We start from the raw sequence: 21740 nt of genomic DNA, 5'->3' as shown, positions 1-21740 counted from the left end.
CACTCTCCCCTCGGGTCAGGTGGCCTTTATCCCAAGCAGATTTTTTACATTGATTTTACATATGGAATTGGACCTGGAGTGGTCTCCCCTTATCAAAGGCAGGCCGAAGCACAGGGTTAACTCGCTCCATGTTAAGCAGTAGGGCGAATCCTCGAAATCGTACATGAGTGCTTGGGATACTCAAGAATGGAATCTGCCTCTATAGCTTTTCCTGACTGGATGGGAGCTTGGTGAAAAGGGGTTAAATGGATGGACCTGCTTGCTGAACGAAGGGGATATTGGTTAAAAGGAACTCAAAATATCTGTCTCGGCAAGTGTAAAGGGCAGTTCGACGGCAGCAGATATACAGCTCTGACTGACCGCATGAGAGAGTGGCTGTGAGGGGCTCTGGAGACATGGCATCTAGGCATGACTTATACTGATACTACGGACCGGGTAGGAAAATTTGGCGCGTGGCGTTCAGGGACTTGCGGCAGCGGCTGAATGGAGGTTTGATGCTTGGGTGGACGCTTTGGAGGATGGTTGAGTGGACGCTTGCCAAGCAGATGACAGCAACAACACCGCGAATGAAAAAACGGAGCGATGCTCCGTCCTTCACTCCCCGTCCGCAAATGACAAACCTTTGTCGGCAAGCGCGCGACGGAGCTGATCCAGCGCTTTCGGCCCCATGCCATGCAGCTTCAGCAGTTCCGCTTCGCGAAGCTTCGCCAGTTGCTCCAGATGTACATAACCAGCCGCGATAAGCGCTCTGCGGGCAGGCCTGGCCAGCTTCTCAGGAAGATCAATCGCTTGGCCGAAATCATTGTTCGACGTCATTTTCATCTTCTCCTTCCTATATCGTTCGTGCCAGCTTCAATGCGTGCTGTCCCACAGCCATCTCGGAGAAAAGCCGGCGCCCCGTCCCCGCGGGCTGACGCTTCCTTGTATGCCAGGATCAACTGCCCAGAGCAGGCGGATGCGAGCGCCCAATCATCGAGACGTTGCAGCAAATGACGATTCATGTCTACGTACAATATACATGCCACTCCTCCAACCGATTGTAGATAACGCCTTTGCTGGCGGTCAAGCTACGATCTTCCATGGCCGCGATAAGGGTGGCCGAACCGGACGAGAACATGCCAGAGCTGCTTGAGAAGCTGCCATGTCTCCCTTGGCGTGCCCCAATCCGCCCAGAGCTCGGGATGACGGGCAAGCGAACGGGCGGCTTGGCCGATCGCGTACGCATCCAACTGCCCTGGCACGGCGGCGAAATCCCGTGCGACCCGGCGCGCTAACGGCGGCATCTTTGGCCCCTGGAAATCATCCGGCACGGCGGAGGCCGCGAGCTGGAAACCGTGATGCCAGCGCAGCGCCACCCCATACCGGGAGGCGAGAACGGCAATCTGCTCGCCGATGGGTGTCCCTTGGAAGGACGGATCGGCCACGATCGCCTCCACATCCGAGACCATCGCGATGTCGCCATGAATCTGGGCCTCGATATATTGGTCCAGTTCCCTGCGGAGGGCAGAGGGCGATTCTTCGCCGGAAGCGAGGAGACGGCGAATCAGCGCAGCGCTGCCGCCGGCATCCCGGCCCGGCGTGGAACCCGGAGCTGCTGCCTCATCCAGAAGCGCCGCGAGCAGCGGATCAAAGACATCGATCGTGCCGCTATGCTCCGGCTCGGAATAGCTGTCCCCGAACGTATACGTGCATCGGGCCAGCATCGCGCTGTGCAGCACCAAGTGGCAGGAGCCGAAGTTCGGCGCGCCCCCGTCCGGGTGCTGCATCAGATTCAGCGCCCCGTATTTCGGCCGCTCCCGGTGTGTAATCCCGGCCTGATGATAAGCGCCGCCGAACAGCCTCCGCTCCCAGCGGTCGCGGTCCCCGCCGGGATAAGCCGTCGGACTGGCGCTCGTCACGCCCGTCTCGAATTGGCTGCGGTACACGCCGTCCCGCAGCAGCCCCTCCGCGACGAGCGAGCCGTCGGCAAGCAGACGGTCGGGGTGGAAATTGACCGTGACCCGGGCCGACGCTCGCAGGGCGGCAAGAATGTCGCGCAATGTGACGGACGGGATGCCCGCTCGCTTCAAATGCCGCTCGATACGCTCGCAAGCGTGCTGCCGCTTCAAGCTGGCAGACACCCGGACATATTGGATGGCTTGGGCCTGCGCCGGCGTCAATGCCTGCTTGCTATGGAATGGTTCAACCATGGACCGCACCTCTTTTCCCCGATAAATAGACCTGCCGGTTCCCGCTTGGATCGCCCTGCATCTGACGTTGTTGAGCCGGTCACGTCTTCGAATACATGGCAGGCTTACGGTTCCGCCTTGCCATCCAGCATCGCGATGAAGGCGGTCAATGCGCTGGTGCAGACCGGATCCCGCCGATGCACGAACCAGATATGCAGATCGCGGTACCCGTCCGGCAGGCGGTGCGCCGCGATTCGGCCGGCTTCCGCCGCCTCGGCGATCGACGACTTCGGCAGCATCGACACGCCGAGTCCCTCGGATACGCCGCGCAGAATCACCTCGAAGGTGCCGAATTCCATGACCGGGCCGGCGGGGTGGCCGGAGTCGCTCAGGAAGCGCTCGGCGCGGGCGCGGTGCGAGCATCCGACATCGAAAAATAGCAGCGGTTTCGCCAGGCATTCTTCCAGGCTGCCTGCTCCGGGCTCCGAAATCAGCACCAGCTCATCCCGGAACGCGGCGACATGCCCGATATCGGGATGCTCTACCGGGCCATAGACGAAGGCGCCGTCCAGTTCCTCGTTCAGCACTTGCCGCGTCAGCCGGTGCGTCTCCCCGGTCTGGAGCGACAGCTGCACATCGGGATGTTGCAGGCAATAGGACTTCAGAAGCGGTGTCAGATGCGTCACGGCCGCCGTCTCGATGGAGCCGATGCGAAGCGGTCCGGACGGATGCTCCGAGTAGCGCGCCGACTTCTCCGCCTCGCCCAGCAGACTCAATATCCGATCCGCATATTCCAGCAGATTCTGGCCTGCGGGCGTGAGCGTCATCCCCCGGTTGGAGCGGCGGAACAGCGGGGTCTTCAATTCAGCCTCCAGCTGCTGTATCCGAGCCGTCACATTCGACTGAACGTAATTCAGCGCCAGCGCCGCCTTCGTGATGCTGCCTTCCCGGGCCACGGCCTGAAATATTTTCAAATCTCCGCTTTCCATTATGGTGTCACCTGCTTGGTATAAAAGTTTATGATACTCACCTTCGTTTTTGTTCATTTTACTTGATGATCTTGGTTGTGTACAATCAGACCGAATCATGCAGCAACCGATTTGGATAAGGGAGGAATTTATGTGAAAGCAATCGTGCACGACGGCCGGAACGGCCTGGAGGGCTTGGCATATAAGGAGACGGCAGAGGAGCAGCAGCCCGGACCGGGAGAGGTGAAGGTGCGGCTGCGGGCCGCGGGCCTGAACCATCGGGATCTGTTCCTGATGGCCCGCCGAACGCCCCAAGACCCGCCATTTATTATTGGATCGGACGGCGCCGGGACGATCGAAGCCGTCGGGGAGAGGATCTCTCCCGACATCATCGGCGACGAAGTCATCATTCACCCTTGCCTTGACTGGGAGACGCCGGATATCGTCCCTGCCCTTCCCGCCATTGTCGGCGGCCCATCGGACGGGACCTTCGCCCAGAGCATCGTCATTCCCGCCCGCAACGCTTTCCCGAAGCCGGCATACCTGACTTGGGAAGAAGCGGGCGTGCTCCCCTTGTCCGCATTGACAGCCTACCGGGCTCTGTTCACGAGAGGACGGCTTCAGCCCGGGGAGCATGTCGTCATTCCGGGCATCGGCGGCGGGGTCGCAACCTATGCCCTGCTCATGGCTTCGGCGGCGGGAGCAAGAGTGAGCGTCACGTCGCGGAGCGAGGCGAAGCGGCACAGGGCGCTGGAGCTTGGGGCGCATCATGCCTTCGACAGCCAATGCGAATGGAAGGACGAGATCGGAAGCGAAGCGGCCGACTTGATCCTGGACAGCATCGGGCCGGCGACATTCCCGCAATATTTCGAGATCATCAAGCCGAATGGCCGCATCGTCACGTTCGGCGCCAGTTCGGGCGACCGCATGGAGATTCCGGTCAGGGCGATCTTTTTCCCGCAGATTAGCATTATCGGAACGTCTATGGGAAGCCGCCAGGAGTTCGAAGACATGCTGAAGTTCATGGAGCGCCATTCCATCCGGCCGGTTGTCGACCGTGTATACCCGCTGCAAGATACGGTTCAAGCCTTCGAACGGATGCGGCAGGCCGAGCAATTTGGTAATATCGGGTTAACCATAGAATAAGAGAGGAAGGAGGCTGACGTCCGGTGGACGCGAAGCGAGAGCTCACAACCCGGGAAGGGCAAGCCATGCAGATGCCGCTGATGAAGGACGAGCATGTCGCAGCGGCGGAACAAGCCATTCTGTATATGAAAAGTCATCTGGAGGAAGAAATCACGTCCGAGCAGCTGGCGGCTCATGTGGGATACAGTCCGTATCATTTCACGCGAATATTCAAGAACGTGACCGGCATCTCTCCGCGCCATTATTTGTCCGCCCTGCGGATGGAATCCGGGAAATCGGCGCTGTTCCAGGAGCCGTCGCGCCTCGTCAAAGTGCTGCTGTCGATCGGATTCCGCAGCGCCGGCTCGTTCAACACGCGGTTCAAGCAGCAGGTCGGCGTGCCGCCGCGGGCATTCCGCGTCGGCTCCCAAGCGTTAGCGGCCTATATGAATCAATTCAAGGATCGCGAACTGTCGCTGCCCGCCCCCGGTAAGGAGGCGGCTCCGCAGATTACGTGCCGGATTGAAGCGCCTGCCTCCTTCCGGGGCTTGATTTTCATCGGCCTGTTCCCTCGTCCGATCCCGGATCGGCGGCCGGTTGCCGGGACGGCGCTCGCCGGAGGGAAGCGGACTTGCGCGTTCTCGGACGTGCCGCCAGGGACGTATTATGCGCTCGCCGCCGGTATCCCGTGGAGTCTCCGCCCGAAGGATTATTTTGTGCTGGATCGCGCCATCCGGGGGAAATATCCTTCCGCCATCGAAGTGAATGATCGGACAGCGCTGGGAATTGCGATTCAACTGCGGGACCCGCTTCCCTGCGATCCGCCGATCGTTGTCAGCCTGCCGCAGCTCCTTTTCGAGAAGAACAGGGACAGCAACACCGCAAAGTAGAAGAATTCCCCGGCAGCGAACCCCGATATAATGGAGGCGGTACGAATACCAGAAAAGGGGGAGCAACATGCCGAAGCTAGGTGTTATATCGATTTATGTATCCGATCTGGAGCTGGCGAAGGAGTTCTACTGCGGCAAATTGGGCTTCGAGATATCGCGGGAGTACGATGCGAATACGGTTAGCTTGAAGCATGAAGGCATCCCGATCGTGCTGTACCGGGTGGAGCAGCCGGCCCAGCCGGTCTATCCGCAGCAGGCCCAGGTCGTGATCGGCCTGGAGACAGACAACCTGGCCGCCGCCATCGCCGACCTGGCGGCCCAAGGGATCGAAGCCGTCTACGATGGGCCGCAGCCATGCCCCCGGGGGGCCTATAACGCAATCCGGGATCCGTCCGGCAATGTCATCGAGTTATTGGAATTCAGCAGCGTCCGTCCCGGCAATGAGACACAACGGACTTCTGGCGTCCTTCCATTGAGAAAGGGGATCTCGATAGATGACGATTACCGAAGAAATAAGGATTGAAGCCGAGCCGGAGCTCGTATGGGCAGCGTGGACCCAATCCGCCCGCATTACGCAGTGGTTCGCTCCGGCGGCCGACATCGAGCCCAGGGCCGGCGGCAAATTCGAGCTGTACTTCAATCCCGCCAGCAAAGAAAGCATGAGCACGATAGGCTGCAAAATTGTCCGCTACGACGAGCCACGCTCGTTCACGTTCCAATGGAAGGGACCCGATCCGTTCGCCGACACGATGAATCGGCAGGAGCTGCTGACGCTGGTGAAGGTCACGCTGGAGCCGGCGAAGCGAGGCACGGCGGTTCGGCTCGAGCATAGCGGCTGGATGGACACGGAAGCAGGGAAGCAAGTGCGGCAGTGGCATGTCCAGGCTTGGCGGCAGATGCTGGCCAGCCTGAAGGCGATGCTCGAGTCCGGCGAAGGAGCCGGATGCTGCCCATAGCGAAGAGCCCCGGGACAGTTCCCGGGGCTCTTCGCTGTGCGATGCCGCGTCTCCCTAGTATGCGCGAAGCACGTGAAGCAGGTAGTCTTTGCGGTTCAGCGGATTATAATCCGACCGCTTCCGCACCGGATACCCGGCTTCCATCCGGATATATCCGCACGGCCGGGCGATGAACACGCCCTCCCCTTCCGTAATCGCATGGAGACTGCGCTTGAACGCCTCCGTCGTCCGGACCGGGATCGTTCCGGTCAGCAGGCAGGTGTCGGCGGACATGACCGGCTCCTTCATCACCGCCCGCAACCCGGCCAAGCGGTGCATAGCGGAGCTTACGCTGCCGGTGGGAACGGTAAGCTCGTATTCATGGATGGGCTCATATACGTCCGTTCCGGCCCGGGACAACGCCTCCATGAGCACCAATGGCACCAGCTTCCGGAAATCGCCGGCTACCGTAACCGGACTGGCATATCCGGTATGGGACAAGGTGACGGCAATGTCCGTCACTTCCCAGCCGTACAAGCCTTGGTGCAGCGTGGCATACACCGTATCCTCAATCGCCGCGTGGAATGCGAGCGGCAGCGCCCCCAGTTCCACCTCCAAGCGGTAGGTTACGCCGCTTCCGGGCTCGCCCGGATCGATCCGGAAGCCGACCGTGGCATAGAACGGATTCCCTTCCGCCCCCATGAATTCCACGGCCGCCCCGGTCCCCCGCGGCTTCTCGATGCAGACGATCCGCGTCTCCGCGAAGCGGACATCCATTTGATAAGCTTCCTTGAGCGTCGATTCAATCACTTCTTTTTGCACTTCGCCGAACAATCGAATATAGGTCTCCCGGTGATGCTCATCCCGCCAGATATGGATAAGCGGATCTTCCTCCGCCATCTTCATCAAGGCTTGATACAGAGCATGATCGCGGCTCTTCGGAACCGCCTCGATCCGCGATTCCATCTGCGGCGCGGCGACGTGAATCTCTCGAATCCGCTCCGTCCAGGTTCCGATCACATCGCCGATGCGAACGTCCCGCAAGCCCCACACTTTGCAGAATTCGCCGGCTCCCGCGCTCGCCGCATCGGCCGTCCGCCCGCGATCGAAGAGCTGGATCCGCTTGACCTTATAGGAAGCGGCCTCAATCTGTCCGTCCGCCTGCTTCCGGTTCACTTGAACCATCTGTCTGACGTCGAAGCTTCCGCTAAATACGCGGATATAGGCGATTTTCTCCCCGGAGGATGCCCGTTCAATCTTGAACACGACTCCGCATAATGGCGCATCTTCGCATGCCTGCGGCGCGGGAATGAAGCGGGCGATGGCTTCCAGCAGCTCATTGATGCCGATCCCGGTCATGGCGGAACCCGCCAGAATCGGGTATACCTGAGCCTTCCGGATAAGTCGGGTCAGCGTCTCCTCGATTCGGGAGCCGCTTATCTCCTCGCCGTATACATACGAAACGAGAAGCTGTTCATCATGTTCGGCCGCCAGCTCGATGCATTGCGCATCGTATTCCGGGTTCTCCTTGCCGCACTGTTTTTTGACGATATCGGCCTGCTTCGTCCCCGCTTGCACGGTCCCGTACAGCGGAATGGCGCTGCGGGACAGCCGTTGGCGAATCGCCTCGAAGACCGCCTCAGGCTGCGCCCCGTTCCGATCGATTTTGTTCACGAACAGGATAACCGGAAGCTTCAGCTTCTCAAGCACCGCCATCAACAGCTTCGTCTGCGCCTGAATGCCCTCTACCGCCGACAGGACGAGAACGGCTCCGTCCAACACGCCGAACGCCCGCTCCACCTCGGCGATGAAGTCGGCATGGCCGGGGGTATCGATCAGATTGATCTTAACCTCGTTGACGATGAAAGACACGACCGACGCCTTGATCGTAATCCCTCTTCTTCTCTCCAACTCCAGGGAGTCCGTCTGGGTGTTGCCCGCATCGACCCCGCCCAGCTCCCGGATGACCTTCGTCTCATATAATAATCGTTCAGTCAGGCTCGTCTTGCCTGCGTCGACATGGGCGACGATTCCGATATTGATTGTCTTCATTTACAAAAATCCTCATTTCTTCTCTCATATTGTTCTCCTTTCGCAATGTGGTGCTTTGCCGCATGCTAATCACACTCCCGTTCATAATGTACCTTCAGTATAATAAGAGATCGGAAAAATGACAAAATAAAACATCGCGGCACAGCGCCGCGATGCTATTTTTCTATCAAGTAAGGGCTTACAAACCAGTAGAGGCGATTATAGCCAGGTCTTGAAATAGCCCTGCTTCACCGGGATGCCATGCCGCTCGGCCCAACGGGCCAGTTCGTTCATCCCGCCGTTCTCCCCTCCCGAGAACCGGAAGCAGCAATAGCCCGGTATGGAGGTCTTCCCCTTCAGCCGGATGCCTACAGCGGCTTGACGATACCCCTTCACCACGATCTCTTCCACTTGATCCGCGGCGATGGATTTCCCTCGAATCGTGATGGACTCTGCGTTCGCCCGAATGTCTGCCGTTCCCTTCTTCATTCGCACGCATATTTCCGCACACAGCGATCCAATGAGCACCGCCAAGGCGGCCATTTGCAGGAAAAACAGCACAGGCACGGTCTGTTCGGTCATCATCGCCACGTGCAGCATCGCGGCACTGAACAGGAAGGTTGACACAAGCACTTCCTTCGTCCTCGTCGGATACATGATTCGATAATGCATAATGATCCGCTCCATTCTGTAAAGTGATGATTACGGATGGTCTCTCATTAGCAGCTTTTTCCTTTATTATATCACCATTGTTACGATTTTTGACACATATTTTTCACAGAATGGACAATTATGAACGATGCGTGACCACGAGCCCTTGGGAGCGGCACTGCCCCGGCGACATGTACTTGTCTTTCGATACCGTCCTTCTCCTGATAGGATGGCATAGATATAAATTGACGCAGACGTCAGTGAAAGCTATAATAAACTGACAATCATGTTAGTGAATTGAGGTGATCCGATGTCGCCGCGAACCAAGGAACAGAACGAGCGAATGCGCGCCGCACGGATGAAGCTGATTCGCCAGGCCGCATATGAGGTCTATCTTGACCGAGGAATCCACTGCACCGAGATGAATGAGATCGCGATTCGGGCCGGCGTCGCCCGAGCTTCTATTTACTATTATTATCAGGATAAATGGGAGCTGTTCCGGCTTCTTTTTCTCGACTTCATCGAGCATACCCGGCAATGGGCCGGGCGGATGCTGGATACTGGGGAAACGCCGGCCGCGCGTCTTCAGCGGCATGCCCGTTTTTATATGCTGCGAGCGGCGGAAGATCCGTCCTTCCTCCTGCTCTCCCGCCGCATCGATGAAGATCTGCCAGCCGTCTTCGGCGAGCATGCCGGGGAGCAGCGGGGTCTTCTCCGGCTTCGCCCCACTCTTATCCGAACGTTCCGCGAGGGCATGACAGCCGGGCAACTGCGGCGGTCCGACCCGTCCCTTGCCGCCGATCTGTACTGGGGGGCCTCTTCGGCGCAATGGCCAGCCTGTCTGGGCGGCAGGCAACCGGGGAGGAACTGGAAGCCCGGGTGGATGAAGCGGTAGAGCTTCTATTCGACGGATTGATACATGAGCCTCAAGGAAATGATGACTCGCACCGCCGCGATGCATAGGCTCCATGAAAAAGGCATTACGGATTGGCATGAAGCAGCTGTAGCCCGAAGCGGCAGAAAGAAGGAGCGCGGGGCTTGCCCGGAATCATCGGCGGGGCTGCCCGACTTCAAAGAGAATTCTTGCAAGCGGACAGAAGATCAGGAGGAGAGTCAATGATAATACTGAAATCGAACGAAGAGATCGGCATCATGAGAGAAGCCGGGCGCATTGTCGCTGAATGCCATGCCAAGCTGGCCGAGGCGATCAAGCCGGGCGTCACGACGACAGCGCTTGATCGGCTGGTGGAGCAGCATATCCGTTCACGCGGGGCCGTGCCGAGCTTTCTCGGCCATCACGGCTTCACCGCTTCAATCTGTGTGGCGAAGAACGATGTCATCTGCCATGGCTTCCCGGATGGCGAGCCGCTTGAGGAAGGCGATATCGTCACGATCGACATCGGCGCGCATTATCGCGGCTATCATGGCGATTCCGGCTGGACCTATGCCGTCGGCACCGTATCCGACGACATCCGGCAGTTGATGGACGTCTGCCATAAGGCCCTGTTCCTCGGCATCGAGCAAGCCGTCCCCGGCAATCGCGTCGGCGATATCGGGTTCGCGATTCAGACCCTGGCCGACCGCCATGGTTACGGCAATGTCAGAGACTTCACCGGACACGGAATCGGCCAGGAGCTATGGGAGGAGCCGGCCGTTCCCCATTTCGGACGGCCGGGTACGGGTCCGAGATTGAAGCAGGGCATGGTCATCGCCATCGAACCGATGCTGACCTTGGGCGACTATCACGCCTATGTCGAAAGTGACGGCTGGACCGCCCGGACCGCTGATCACTCGATCTGCGTCCAGTATGAGCACACCGTGGCGATTACCGGCAACGGTCCTGAAATATTGACGAAGCTGTAGTCTCCGCCACGGCTTGAATGAAGGTTAGCGGCTGCGGCTGCGGATAAGCTGACATCCAGCAAAAAAAGGCTCAAGCGCATAGACGCTTGAGCCTTTTGCTGTCATCCGGATGTCGGCGGATGTGTGGTTGTGCTTGCTTATTTGAACACTTTCATGCGCTCTTCCAGCGGTTGGAACTGCTTCTCGCCCGGTTCGGCCGTCGGCTTGCCGAACGGCATTTGCGCGATCAATTTCCAGGTGCTTGGAAGGTTCCATTCCTTGCGTACCGCATCGTCGATCAGCGGATTGTAGTGCTGCAGCGTCGCGCCGTAGCCTTCCGCTTCCAGAGCGGTCCACACGACCAATTGCAGCATGCCCGACGATTGCTCCGACCAGACCGGGAAATTGTCTTTATACAAGGCGAATTTCTCTTGCAGTCCTTCGATAACCGTTTGATCCTCGAAATAGAGAACGGTTCCGTAACCGTTGCGGAAGGAGCGCATCTTCTCTTCGGTCGGACCGAAGTTCTCGGCCGGCACGACTTGCCGCAGCGTCTCGGTCGTCAAATCCCACAGCTTGTCATGCTGCTCCTTCAGCAGCACGACGACGCGGGCGCTCTGCGAGTTGAAGGCTGAAGGCGTATGCAATACAGCCTCTCCAATCAAGCGCTCCAACTGCTCGTCGCTCAGCACAGACTCCTTGCTGATCGCATAGATGCTGCGTCTTTTTTTGATAGCCTCGAGAAACTCTTTACTCATCTGAACCACTCCTTTTCATCTATCGAAAATTGCCTACACATGCTATAATAAACGATAGATCGATTTAATATAAGTAGGCACAACTATGTGCTGTAGTATCACCAAAGATACCGTCTTTATACAGGGGGATGGAATGAAATGAACAAGACCAATCCAGCGCAGTGCGAAATTGCCGTCGCTTTGGATGCCATTGTCGGCAAATGGAAGCCGATTATTCTCATGCAGCTCATTACCGGAGGCACGAAGCGCTTCAGCGAGTTGAAGCGGCTGAATCCCGACATCACCCAGCGCATGCTGACGCTGCAGCTGCGCGAGCTGGAAGAACAGGATCTCGTGCAGCGCGTCGTCTACCCGGTCGTTCCGCCCAAGGTCGAGTACTCCATTACGGAATATGGCCAGAGCCTCGTGCCGATTCTAGAAGCAATGCATAACTGGGGCAGGGCCCATTCCGAACGGATGAATCAGAAAAAAGCGCAGCAGCGGGCCGTGGAGACCAGGTGAGTTCCGCCTTGCCCCTGCCCCTGGCAGTCGGGTTCTCTAATTCCCGTCTCCGGGAGATGCCGCCAACTTCTTATCCCCGGATTATTTCTCCCCAATGCCGCAGGAATCGTCCGTGCACAGCCCTTCCCCGCCTTCCGGGGTCAACACCGTCAGCGGATGCTCTTCCTTCCAGGCTTTATCCAATACTTCGAGGAACATCTCCGGCTGCTGGGCTCCGCCAACCGCATACTTCCGGTTGAAGACGAAGAACGGCACGCCGCGGCAGCCCAATTGATTGGCTTCGCGCATCTCCTGCTCGACCTCGGAAGTGAATTGCGTACTCTCCAGCACCGACGCGGCAGCTTCCCGATCCAGTCCCGCCTCTGCGGCCACGGCAAGCAGCGTATCCTTCTCGCTGACGTTTTTCCCATCGGTGAAGTATGCCTTGAACAGCAATTCCGCCGCCTTGTCCCGCTTCCCATGCTGTCCGGCGAAGTGAATCAGGCGATGCGCATCCATCGTGTTCGTCATGATCATCGAATCGAAGTGATAATCGATCCCCGCTTCCTTGCCTTGACGGACAATATCTTCATGCATGGCGATCGACTGCTCCCGGCTGATGCCATACTTCTCGGCGATTGCCGTATACACATCTTGCGTCGGATGCTTCTCCGCATTCGGGTCAAGCTGGAAGCTGCGGTAAATAACCTCCACCTTATCCCCGTGCCCGAATCGGCTCAACGCTTCCTCGAACCGGTGCTTCCCGATATAACAAAATGGACATGCAACGTCCGACCAAATCTCTACTTTCATCCTGTCATTCCTCCTGACTGCCAACCGAAATTTGCCTTCTTCCCCATTATATCTCGAAATAAAGATAAATCCAACCTGCCTTACAGCAGGCCCGCCTCCGTCAGAAATCGCTTCGCGACATCATGGGGGCTTCTGCCCTTTGCGTTCACCTCGTAATTCATCTCCCGCATCTCGTCATCCGTAATGCGGCCTCCCAGCCGGTTCAATGCTTCTGCCAGCTCCGGATACCGCTTCGCCGTATCGCTGCGCATAAGCGGCGCGCCCTGATAAGGCGGGAACAGATGCTTGTCATCCTCCAGCACGACCAGATGATGTTGTCTAATCTCGCTATCTGTAGAATACGCATCCATCAGATTAATATCCCCTGATTCGATGGCTGTATAACGAAGCTTCGGCTCCATCGTCTTCATCTGCGGGAACGCAATGCCGTACCGCTCCTGAATCCCGCGGTAGCCGTCCTCCCGATCGGCGAATTCCAGCGTGAAGCCGGCCTTCATCCTCTGCTGTACGCCCTCCAGATCGCTTATCGTCTTCAAATGATATTTCTCCGCCACTGCCGCAGGGACCGCCAGCGTATAGGTATTGTTGTACTGCATCGGTTCGAGCAGTTCCATATCGAATTGCTCCTTCAGCCCGCTCCTTGCCTGCTCGTAGACTTGCGCGGCATCAGTGCTGTCCGCCGTCTCTCTCAGAAATTCGGAAATGGCCGTTCCCGTGAATTCCGGATAAATATCGACGCTTCCCGATTTCAACGCCTGGAAGACAAATGAGGTTTTCCCGAAGCCAGGTTTAAGCTCGACCTTCAGATCGGTATTCTGTTCGATAAGCAACTGGTACATGTGAATAAGAATCTCCGGCTCCGCGCCGAGCTTGCCGGCGATGACGATCTCCTTCGGCTGATCCCGCGCGGCCAAGGGAAGGACAATCAGGAGGAACACTGCGGCTCCCAGGATACCGAACGCAGTCAGCAGCCGGTGGAAGGGCAGGCGTTCGAGCTTGCGCAGCAGGACATCAAAGAACAAGGCCAGCAGCGCGGCCGGAACGGCTCCCAGCACAATAAGCAGCGCATCGTTGCGATCGATGCCAAGCAATATGAGGTCCCCAAGTCCTCCCGCCCCGATCAGAGCCGCCAACGTGGCCGTACCGACAATTAGCACCATCGCGGTACGAATGCCGGCCATAATGACCAGGAGCGCCAGCGGCAGCTCGACCTTGAGCAAGCGCTGCAGATTGCTCATCCCCATCGCTTGGGCCGCTTCCGTGAGGGCAGGGTCGACTTCCTTAATGCCAGTGTAAGTATTCCGCAGGATGGGAAGCAGCGCATAGGCCACCAATGCGGTAATCGCGGGGAGCGTCCCGATGCCGAGGAGCGGAATGAGCAAGCCGAGGAGGGCCAGCGACGGAATCGTCTGCAGCACTGCGGAGAGGCCAATCAGTCCTTCCGCCATTTGGGGATGGCGCGAAATTTGGATGCCGAGCGGCACCGCGATCATGCAGGCAATGAAAAGGGCGACGAACGAAATCTGAACATGCGTGAGCAGAGCGCTCAATAGTTGGTCTTGCCGTTCTCTCAACAAGTCGAATAGGATACTCATGAATCGGAACCTCTTTCCTGCGGATCGCTTCCCGTTATGCGGACGTGACGGGCTTCTCCGCATCATTGGATTATCATATTATTGATTGTCCAATCGCCGCACGGGTCAATCGGGAATCGATTACGGTACGGCTTGAGCGGCTTCCTATGTGGACGCGATGCAACGAAAAAGCGGCCGTTTGCCAGCCGTTTTTCATGATTTTTCTCTTGAATTCTATGTGTTGAGCCATCTTCAATATGTGCTGTACCCTAAAAATGCCGTTGGCGGAGCGGCGGGTTGTTTGCACCATTCACCTCACGAGAAAATATAGTTTCAACATAAACTATAAATATGGATTTGATGGGATTTTATTTTTCCAACTACAACAGAAAGACTTCACATAATGCAGCTACTAAATTCCCTGCATTTGACATCCAGAGCAACACATGCAAAAATAATATTGTTTCATTTGAAACAATATTTATCTGTCATTATCATCTTCCTAAAAGAATGGAGCGTGACTGGTATGAAAAAGGCTGATGTTATCATTGTCGGAGGCGGTCCGGCAGGACTGATGGCGGCCTGTGAGCTGGCGCTTCGCGGGGTTAACGCCCTGGTCCTCGAGCGCCGATTGGAACGGGTACGCAATTCACGGGCCCTTACCCTTCATCCCCGCTCTCTGGAGCTGATGGCGATGCGAGGAATCGCGGATCGCTTCCTTGCCCGGGGACAAACGCTGCCGACGGGCCATTATGCCAATCTGGAGACCCGATTGCGGTTCGATGCGCTGGAGACGGATTATCCCTTTACGCTGTTGATTCCCCAATTTGTTACGGAGGAGCTATTGGAGCAGCGTGCGAGGGAGCTTGGGGCAGCCATATGGCGGGGGCATGAAGTTACCGGATTCACACAGGATGCTCAAGCGGTTCACGTTCACTCGCATAGTCGGGATGGAGCCATGTTGCTGGAGGCACGGTATGTGATCGGAGCAGACGGAGCGCGAAGCTTCGTTCGTCGTCAGTCGGGCATTCCCTTCCCGGGGACCGACACGGCTTCGACGGGTATTTTAGGCGACATCGTGCCGGAGGAACCGCCGGAACACCCATTTCTATCCATCTTTAACGAGCATGGATTATTACTCATGGTTCCGCTTGGCAAGGAGACCTGCCGGTTCGCGATCATCGACCCGCTCTATCAGCATCTGCCTGCAGATGTGCCGGTCACGCTCGAAGAGCTGCAGGGCGGGATCGAGCGGATTACCGGCAAGACGCTCCGCATTCGTTCCACCGTCTGGCTGTCCCGATACGGCGATGCCAATCGGCAAGCGGAAGTATACAGGGCTGGCCGGGTATTTCTTGCTGGCGATGCGGCCCATATCCATTTCCCGGCTGGAGGGCAAGGCTTGAATGTCGGACTTCAAGACGCATTCAATCTGGGGTGGAAGCTGGCGGCCGCCCTCCGCGATGAAGCGAAGGCCGACTGGCTGCTCGGCAGCTACCATGCCGAGAGACATGAAGCAGGACGGCAACTTCTCGCCGACACGAGAGCCCAGGGTCAACTGATGACGGACTTCTCGGAGGCGGGAACCGCCCTCAGACAATTGGTATCCCGCCTTCTCTCCTTCCCTGACGCCAATCGGTCGATAGCGGAGCAGGTCGGAGCGACCGGAATCGCGTATTCGCCTCTTCCGGGCACAGGCACGAATCCGTGGATAGGCCGGCGCTGCCCGAATCTGAGGCTTGTCCTGCCAGATGGCGCGCCTCTTACGCTCTATCAACTGATGCATGGCGGACAGTTCGTGCTTATTCATCATCCAGAATCCGGTTCACTCCCGCAGGATCGGCCGGATTCATGCGCCGATTCTCCTATCCGCGTCATCACCGCCACAATCGAGGATGCCGGAATGGAGGGCATCGAGGCGCTGCTCGTTCGCCCGGACGGACATATTGGGTGGGCGATCGCACAGGGCGAGACGACAGCTTCGACGGAAGACAGGTATAATGGGCTGCGAAAGTGGCTCTTCCCTGTGCCTGAATTGCGAAGCTAGAGTTAAATGGAAAATGTTTCGTAAAGAGGCCGCTGCTCAGAGTCATGCTCTGGGCGGCCTGATTACGGAGGCGTGAGACCGGCTCGCTGTCTGCCCTTTCTGTTCGCGCCGCTCATCCGGCAGCCCGCCGCCCTCAATCGCAGTTGCTATCACTCCCGGTGTCACATGCCGAATCGGAAGAACCCGTCAAGCTCGCAGCGCTGTTCTCCCCTTGCCGCATCCAAGTGAACGCGGCCGATAAGGGCAAGGGCTTCAGAATATGCCCCAGCTTATAATTCAGTCCGTATAGCCCGGACAAGGCGAGATAAGCGGCGGCGAGCCCTGCAATCAAGCCGTTCGGCGATCCGAGCCCCCAAGGGGCTCCGTAGGCAAGCAGGCTGAGATATATTAGCAGGATACAGCCGAGAAAGCATGCGGAAAAGAAATAAAAGTGCTTGATCGGATAACGCTCCCGCCGCCGATTGGGTCTTGGGTGGTTCTTGTTCGGATTGCGTTTCAACATGCCCTTCACCAAGAGGGAGGCATAAAAGCAAAACAATAAAAAACAAAAGAAGACCGAGACGGCGCATACGAAAAAAAGCAAATTTTCCACTATTCATCACCTGTTCTATACTGCTGGATAACCATCGGGGAGGCACGGCAGGAACAATCGTTCCGCTGCAGCCTCCCGATAGGTTCATCCCGACCAATCGGTCAGGTTCCGCAAAAGGTTCGATAAGGACACGCAGATGGTTCAGGCAGCGCGGCGTATTCCTCTTGTTCCGGGGAGTAAGCGTAAGGATTGGCAAGCACAGCCAGCAGCCGCTCCATTACGCTGTAATCTCCCTGCTCCACTGCCGCTTCGAGCGCTTCTTCCACCCGGTGGTTGCGCGGGATTACCGCCGGATTGCTGTCTCGCATCAACTGGCGCGAGGAAGCTTCCGGCTGCTCCTGTCTGCCCCGTCGCGCCTGCCACCGCTCATGCCACTGCGCATATTCGCCCGTTCCGAACAGGCCCGTCTCCTCCGTGTCACCAAAAGTCAAGGCGCGGAATGTATTCGTATAGTCGGCCGAATGCTCCTCCATCAGGTCAAGAAGCTCTTCGATCAGGGACTCATCCTCCGCCTCTTCATCGAATAGCCCCAGCTTCGCCCGCATTCCTGCAAGCCAATGGCGTTGATAGAGCTTGGTGAACGCCGCAATCTCCTGCTCGGCCAGCTCGATAGCCTGCTCCTGCTTCTCATGCAGCAGCGCCTCGGCCAGCCTCGCAAGATTCCATGCGCCGATATACGGCTGGTTGCCATAGGCATAGCGCCCCTGCACGTCAATGGAACTGAACACGGTCGCCGGATCATAGGTGTCCATGAAGGCGCAAGGCCCGTAATCAATGGTCTCGCCGCCAATCGCCATATTGTCGGTGTTCATCACCCCGTGAATGAAGCCCGCGTGCATCCATTGGGCTATCAGCTTGGCCTGGCGCTTGCCGACTTCCCGCAGAAGGGCCCGATACCGGTTCTCGCTCGGGTCAGCTTCCGGAAAATGTCTCTGCCACGCATAATCGGCCAGCGCTCTCAGTTCCTCCACCTTGCCCCAGTGCGAAGCGTATTCGAACGTGCCGACGCGAAGATGGCTGGCCGCCACGCGGGTCAGCACCGCGCCTGGCAGCCCGGTCTCGCGGTATACCGGCTCGCCCGTCGTCACGACCGCCAGGCTGCGGGTGGTCGGAATGCCAAGCCCATGCATGGCTTCGCTGATAATATATTCGCGGAGCATGGGCCCCAGCGCCGCGCGGCCATCTCCCCCGCGGGAGTATGGCGTCCTGCCCGAGCCCTTCAATTGAATGTCCATCCGCTCTTCCGCGGGCGTGATCTGTTCGCCTAGCAGGATCGCCCGTCCGTCCCCCAGCATCGTAAAATGCCCGAACTGATGCCCCGCATAGGCCTGGGCAAGCGGCGCGGCGCCCTCGGGAATCCGGTTGCCCGCAAACACTGCCGCCCCGTCATCGCTCTTCAGCTCCGGGACATTCAGTCCAAGGGATGCCGCCAATTTTTCGTTAAATACAACCAGCTTCGGCGACCGCACCGGAGTGGGGCTTTGCTTCGTAAAAAATAGCTGCGGCAGTCGGGCATAACTGTTATCGAAATTCCATCCTTCCGGAATTGCTTTTTTCTCCGTCATCGTATCTCCCTTTTCCTGTGTTTATAAATATAGCGTTTGCTCCTGTTCATTTCTTATGCTTCATTGCTCAGCTTGTTCTTGGCTCATATTTGATTTTTTGTAGGCCAGCGGCGTCATGTTCATCGCCTGCCGGAACTTGTCGATGAAATAACTCGCGCTGTTAAATCCGACTTGATAAGAGACCTCTGTCACATTGGCGTCTGCTTGCTGCAATAAAACCAAGCTTTTTTGAATTCTATAGTCTATTACATAGCTAAGCGGCGTTGTTTTCAGCATTCGCTTAAAATACCGGCAGCATTCGGAACGGCTTAATTGACCCGCTCTGGCAATGTCCTCCAGCCTGATGTTCTCCGTGTAATGGAGATGTATCCATTGTAGCATTTCCTTCATTCGCTCACTCTTGACCATGGCCGTCTGATCATATTCGAGTGGAAATCCATTCTCGATTAGGCTCTTCCAAATGAACGTGAGCTGCAGGTTGATGTCGATTTCATAGTAAGGCGTCTTTTGTTCGATCCATTGATGGATTTTGCCGATGGCATCTAAAATGTTTTTCCCCCACGGCTCATATGCATGCAAGTACAAGTATGGCAAATTCGTCGCTTGAATGTAGGGATAGACATAGCTTGTATAAAGTTCTTGAGGCAAGACGAATTGCGGAGATACATTGAGACATATATAAACGCAGCCCGAGTGATTTTTATCTTCGGCCATATGAAGACAGCCGCTGTTGATGAATACCCCCTCTCCTTCTTGAACCACTAATTTTTCTTCATTGATTTGAAAGACGGCTTCCCCTTTGCGGATCAGCACAAATTGAAGTTCATCATGCCAATGAAGCGGAATATAACCATTTATATTTTGCTGAATCGAAGTTTTATAACAGGCCATTGGCAATTCAACGGTGCGGTGCCGGGTCAGCTCTTTCAAGTTATGGTCAATCTTGAAATTTTTGATTTGCACAGGCTCGCCTCAATATATTGATATTTTTTCATTCGATTGAAGTATTAATTTCCGGATTTTTTCCTTATTATATCACTATTATTGGATTTAAGGGTGAGGGTTCAACGATGAAGACAAATACGAGAACAATGGGTTTTTTTCTAGTTATCACCGGGGCAATTCTATGGGGCATTGGGGGCACGGTCGCCCAAAAGCTATTTCAACAATTCGCCATTGAGGTCAATTGGCTTGTCACGACACGCTTGCTTATTGCTGGCGTTCTGCTGTTAACGGTTCAATTCTTCCGAAAAGACCGTTCACAGATTGTAGGGGTATGGAAAAACAGAAAGACAGCTTGTCAGCTCATTATCTTCGGATTATTCGGCATGCTCGCGGTTCAATACACCTATATGGCCTCCATTCAGCATGGGAATGCCGCCGTTGCCACGCTGTTGCAATATTTAGCGCCGGTCATGATCATTCTGTACTCCCTGATTCGCAGACAATCCGTGCTGACGCGGCAGGATGTGTTTACCGTTACTCTCGCTTTGGCAGGCTGCTTCTTTTTGTTGACGAATGGTTCACTCTCTCAGCTGTCGGTGCCGGCACCTGCCGTCGTATGGGGTGTGCTATCTGGAATCGCGCTGGCCTTTTATACTTTATATGCGGTTCCTTTACTCGCGCAATATGATTCCCTTGTCATTGTCGGCTGGGCGATGATCCTGGGCAGTGTGGCTTTAAGCTTCATCCATCCGCCATGGCGCATGGACTTCAACAACTTAACGGCCGAAGCGTATGGATATCTGCTTTTTGTTATTATATGCGGTACGATGCTTGCGTTCTGGTTCTATATCGAAAGCTTGCAAAGTCTGCTGCCGAAGGAAACAAGCCTTCTCGGCAGCTTAGAGCCATTGGCGGCTGTATTCGCAACCGTCTTGTGGCTGAATGAACCGTTCGGATTGTTGCAATGGGTCGGCGCCGCCTGTATTCTGGGCATGATCTTCATGCTGGCGTTGAAGAACTAAAGGCATCCTTGTGTTCATCCCCTTATGGATCGGGAAATGCTGCTCGTATTATTCCTTATTTATCAATATAATATAGCATGATAGGGCGTCTGAGCGATGAAAACTGGACAACTTCGGGATTGGTTAACGGCTTAGATGGATTGTGCAACTGTTTTGTTCAAGGGAGGATTTGATATGAGCGGGATTGCTCAAACCCCACAGCCACCGTATTATGCCGTCATTTTTACTTCCGAACGAACCGATGGGGATCATGGCTATGCTGAAATGGCCGAGGAAATGGTCAAGCTTGCATCGCGGGTTGCCGAAAAAAACTGCAAAACTACAGCATTCCCTTGGGGCGATCACTCCGTTTCAGGAATTCCTGCAAAACTGCAGGAATTGAAGCCATATCAGCGGATAGAATGCAAAAATCGGCGAAAATGATGCACTTTTGCAGGAATGGCATCAGATAGCAGCTGAACTAGTGAAAATTCCTGCATCTATCAGGCGGTTGGAAAACCCCTGTTTTTTGCGAAGGGGTGTAGATGGTCCATTTTCCTCATCCAAACTTTGGCTCTTAGAGCGTTTTAAATCGATTTTTTCTACCGGGAGAAGAGAGCCATCACAGGTGAAAAGTCCCATAGCCTACGCAATGGCCTGATTTTACGGGATCCAAGCGACCGCGTCGGATTGCTGGGGGCATCATCGCCTTCAGGAAGCATTATCGGCCTGCTCGAAGCATCGTTGCCTCCTGGGGCTAGACGTGCGGAGGAAATTGCTGCTATTTTACAGGAATTTCGGCTTAATGAGTCCACATCCCGAGGAATTGCTGCAAATCTGCATCATTTTAGGCCCTTTTGCTTCAAGCCGAAGCGAAACGGGGGAAATTCCTGTAATTTTGCAGGATTCCGTTTCTGGAAATGTCGTCCATATCGAATTGCTGTATTTCTGCAGGATTTCGCTTACCGAATAGGCGTGTCTGGAGAAATCGTGGAGTTTTGCGGATTTCGCCTGCCGGATGGGCGTGTCCAGGGAAATGGTACAGTTTTCGTCCGGTAGAAATATCCATTTTCCTGCTCAAAACTTCTTTCTCAACAGCCTGATCTATGCAAGATTCGCTGTCTCCCCCGCCTTAAGCAGTAAAGGATCCTCCTCATTTCTCTTCACAAAATTTTAGCGAAGCATGTACTTTCCAGATAGACTAATTTTATTGGAAAATAATGAGATTGGAAATTTATACTGAACTTTTTCGTTACCGTATCGGCGCTGGTTAGCGAAAGAAAAGGTCTCTCAGGCTATCGAGCAAGCCTCGGCAGCATGGAAACGACAGAGATCATTTGCTATATTAAAATTAA

At 56.0% G+C, this 21740-nt stretch carries 20 protein-coding genes and 1 pseudogene; 10 read left to right on the top strand and 11 right to left on the bottom strand.

The window, feature by feature from the left end:
• Positions 1 to 594: 594 nt before the first annotated feature.
• The 3 genes from L6439_RS12505 to L6439_RS12495 all read right to left on the bottom strand — a co-directional run bounded on the left by L6439_RS12505 (position 595) and on the right by L6439_RS12495 (position 3157).
• Positions 595 to 816, bottom strand: coding sequence for a helix-hairpin-helix domain-containing protein (locus L6439_RS12505; RefSeq protein WP_213471393.1), 222 nt, complete (start codon positions 814 to 816; stop codon positions 595 to 597).
• Positions 817 to 1067: 251 nt separating this feature from the next.
• Positions 1068 to 2189, bottom strand: coding sequence for a DUF3626 domain-containing protein (locus L6439_RS12500; protein WP_168178397.1), 1122 nt, complete (start codon positions 2187 to 2189; stop codon positions 1068 to 1070).
• A 104-nt stretch (positions 2190 to 2293) separates the two neighbouring features.
• Positions 2294 to 3157, bottom strand: coding sequence for a LysR family transcriptional regulator (locus L6439_RS12495; protein WP_168178396.1), 864 nt, complete (start codon positions 3155 to 3157; stop codon positions 2294 to 2296).
• Between the two features lie 132 nt (positions 3158 to 3289).
• Between L6439_RS12495 and L6439_RS12490 the strand changes: the two genes are divergently transcribed.
• From L6439_RS12490 to L6439_RS12475, 4 genes are all read left to right on the top strand, one after another.
• Positions 3290 to 4282 carry a zinc-binding dehydrogenase gene (locus L6439_RS12490; protein WP_168178395.1) on the top strand — a complete coding sequence of 331 codons (993 nt, stop codon included), beginning with the start codon at positions 3290 to 3292 and terminating at the stop codon, positions 4280 to 4282.
• A 23-nt stretch (positions 4283 to 4305) separates the two neighbouring features.
• Positions 4306 to 5151: a helix-turn-helix domain-containing protein gene (locus tag L6439_RS12485; RefSeq protein WP_237096842.1), complete on the top strand. Its 846-nt coding sequence runs from the start codon at positions 4306 to 4308 to the stop codon at positions 5149 to 5151.
• Between the two features lie 67 nt (positions 5152 to 5218).
• The gene (locus L6439_RS12480; RefSeq protein WP_168178394.1) at positions 5219 to 5674 is read left to right on the top strand and encodes a VOC family protein; all 456 of its coding nucleotides are present in this window, start codon (positions 5219 to 5221) and stop codon (positions 5672 to 5674) included.
• Positions 5646 to 6107, top strand: a complete 462-nt coding sequence (locus tag L6439_RS12475) for an SRPBCC family protein (protein ID WP_213471394.1) — start codon at positions 5646 to 5648, stop codon at positions 6105 to 6107. Before L6439_RS12480 ends, L6439_RS12475 begins: the two co-directional genes overlap by 29 nt.
• A 54-nt stretch (positions 6108 to 6161) precedes the next feature.
• Here the strand turns inward: L6439_RS12475 and L6439_RS12470 are convergent, their stop codons facing one another.
• Together L6439_RS12470 and L6439_RS12465 are read right to left on the bottom strand one after the other, a co-directional pair.
• Complete coding sequence (locus L6439_RS12470) at positions 6162 to 8138, bottom strand: elongation factor G (RefSeq protein WP_213471395.1); 1977 nt, start codon at positions 8136 to 8138, stop codon at positions 6162 to 6164.
• 198 nt (positions 8139 to 8336) lie between these two features.
• Complete coding sequence (locus L6439_RS12465) at positions 8337 to 8789, bottom strand: 6-phosphogluconate dehydrogenase (RefSeq protein ID WP_168178391.1); 453 nt, start codon at positions 8787 to 8789, stop codon at positions 8337 to 8339.
• A gap of 289 nt (positions 8790 to 9078) precedes the next feature.
• Here L6439_RS12465 and L6439_RS12460 point away from each other — a divergent pair, with 289 nt between their 5' ends.
• Both L6439_RS12460 and map read left to right on the top strand, forming a co-directional pair.
• The gene (locus L6439_RS12460; RefSeq protein ID WP_213471396.1) at positions 9079 to 9663 is read left to right on the top strand and encodes a TetR/AcrR family transcriptional regulator; all 585 of its coding nucleotides are present in this window, start codon (positions 9079 to 9081) and stop codon (positions 9661 to 9663) included.
• Between the two features lie 221 nt (positions 9664 to 9884).
• A complete protein-coding gene (gene map, locus L6439_RS12455) occupies positions 9885 to 10631 on the top strand; it encodes a type I methionyl aminopeptidase (RefSeq protein WP_168178389.1) in 747 nt (248 codons plus the stop codon).
• Positions 10632 to 10768: 137 nt separating this feature from the next.
• On the opposite strand, the gene L6439_RS12450 is transcribed toward map, so the two are convergent.
• Positions 10769 to 11368 carry a nitroreductase family protein gene (locus L6439_RS12450; RefSeq protein WP_168178388.1) on the bottom strand — a complete coding sequence of 200 codons (600 nt, stop codon included), beginning with the start codon at positions 11366 to 11368 and terminating at the stop codon, positions 10769 to 10771.
• Between the two features lie 138 nt (positions 11369 to 11506).
• Between L6439_RS12450 and L6439_RS12445 the strand changes: the two genes are divergently transcribed.
• On the top strand, positions 11507 to 11869 hold the full coding sequence (locus L6439_RS12445; protein WP_168178387.1) for a winged helix-turn-helix transcriptional regulator: 363 nt from the start codon (positions 11507 to 11509) through the stop codon (positions 11867 to 11869).
• Between the two features lie 81 nt (positions 11870 to 11950).
• Here the strand turns inward: L6439_RS12445 and L6439_RS12440 are convergent, their stop codons facing one another.
• Together L6439_RS12440 and L6439_RS12435 are read right to left on the bottom strand one after the other, a co-directional pair.
• Positions 11951 to 12661 carry a DsbA family oxidoreductase gene (locus L6439_RS12440; RefSeq protein WP_213471397.1) on the bottom strand — a complete coding sequence of 237 codons (711 nt, stop codon included), beginning with the start codon at positions 12659 to 12661 and terminating at the stop codon, positions 11951 to 11953.
• An 80-nt stretch (positions 12662 to 12741) separates the two neighbouring features.
• Positions 12742 to 14256: an ABC transporter permease/substrate-binding protein gene (locus tag L6439_RS12435; protein WP_213471398.1), complete on the bottom strand. Its 1515-nt coding sequence runs from the start codon at positions 14254 to 14256 to the stop codon at positions 12742 to 12744.
• Positions 14257 to 14761: 505 nt separating this feature from the next.
• On the opposite strand from L6439_RS12435, the gene L6439_RS12430 reads away from it, so the two are divergent.
• Positions 14762 to 16282 carry an FAD-dependent monooxygenase gene (locus L6439_RS12430; protein WP_168178384.1) on the top strand — a complete coding sequence of 507 codons (1521 nt, stop codon included), beginning with the start codon at positions 14762 to 14764 and terminating at the stop codon, positions 16280 to 16282.
• 133 nt (positions 16283 to 16415) lie between these two features.
• Here L6439_RS12430 and L6439_RS12425 read toward each other — a convergent pair whose 3' ends face one another.
• The 3 genes from L6439_RS12425 to L6439_RS12415 all read right to left on the bottom strand — a co-directional run bounded on the left by L6439_RS12425 (position 16416) and on the right by L6439_RS12415 (position 19396).
• A complete protein-coding gene (locus tag L6439_RS12425) occupies positions 16416 to 16784 on the bottom strand; it encodes a hypothetical protein (protein ID WP_168178383.1) in 369 nt (122 codons plus the stop codon).
• Between the two features lie 191 nt (positions 16785 to 16975).
• Positions 16976 to 18439: a protein adenylyltransferase SelO gene (locus tag L6439_RS12420; RefSeq protein WP_213471399.1), complete on the bottom strand. Its 1464-nt coding sequence runs from the start codon at positions 18437 to 18439 to the stop codon at positions 16976 to 16978.
• Positions 18440 to 18499: 60 nt separating this feature from the next.
• The gene (locus L6439_RS12415) at positions 18500 to 19396 is read right to left on the bottom strand and encodes an AraC family transcriptional regulator (protein WP_237096913.1); all 897 of its coding nucleotides are present in this window, start codon (positions 19394 to 19396) and stop codon (positions 18500 to 18502) included.
• A gap of 113 nt (positions 19397 to 19509) precedes the next feature.
• Between L6439_RS12415 and L6439_RS12410 the strand changes: the two genes are divergently transcribed.
• Together L6439_RS12410 and L6439_RS12405 are read left to right on the top strand one after the other, a co-directional pair.
• On the top strand, positions 19510 to 20406 hold the full coding sequence (locus tag L6439_RS12410) for a DMT family transporter (RefSeq protein ID WP_213471409.1): 897 nt from the start codon (positions 19510 to 19512) through the stop codon (positions 20404 to 20406).
• A 174-nt stretch (positions 20407 to 20580) separates the two neighbouring features.
• A pseudogene (locus tag L6439_RS12405) lies at positions 20581 to 20703 on the top strand (antibiotic biosynthesis monooxygenase); the annotation flags it as partial.
• Positions 20704 to 21740: the final 1037 nt, after the last annotated feature.

The organism is Paenibacillus dendritiformis, from assembly GCF_021654795.1.
Classification (GTDB): Bacteria; Bacillota; Bacilli; order Paenibacillales; family Paenibacillaceae; genus Paenibacillus_B.
The sequence above is the reverse complement of the archived record's forward strand: the minus strand, read 5'-3'. Positions and strand labels throughout refer to the sequence as shown.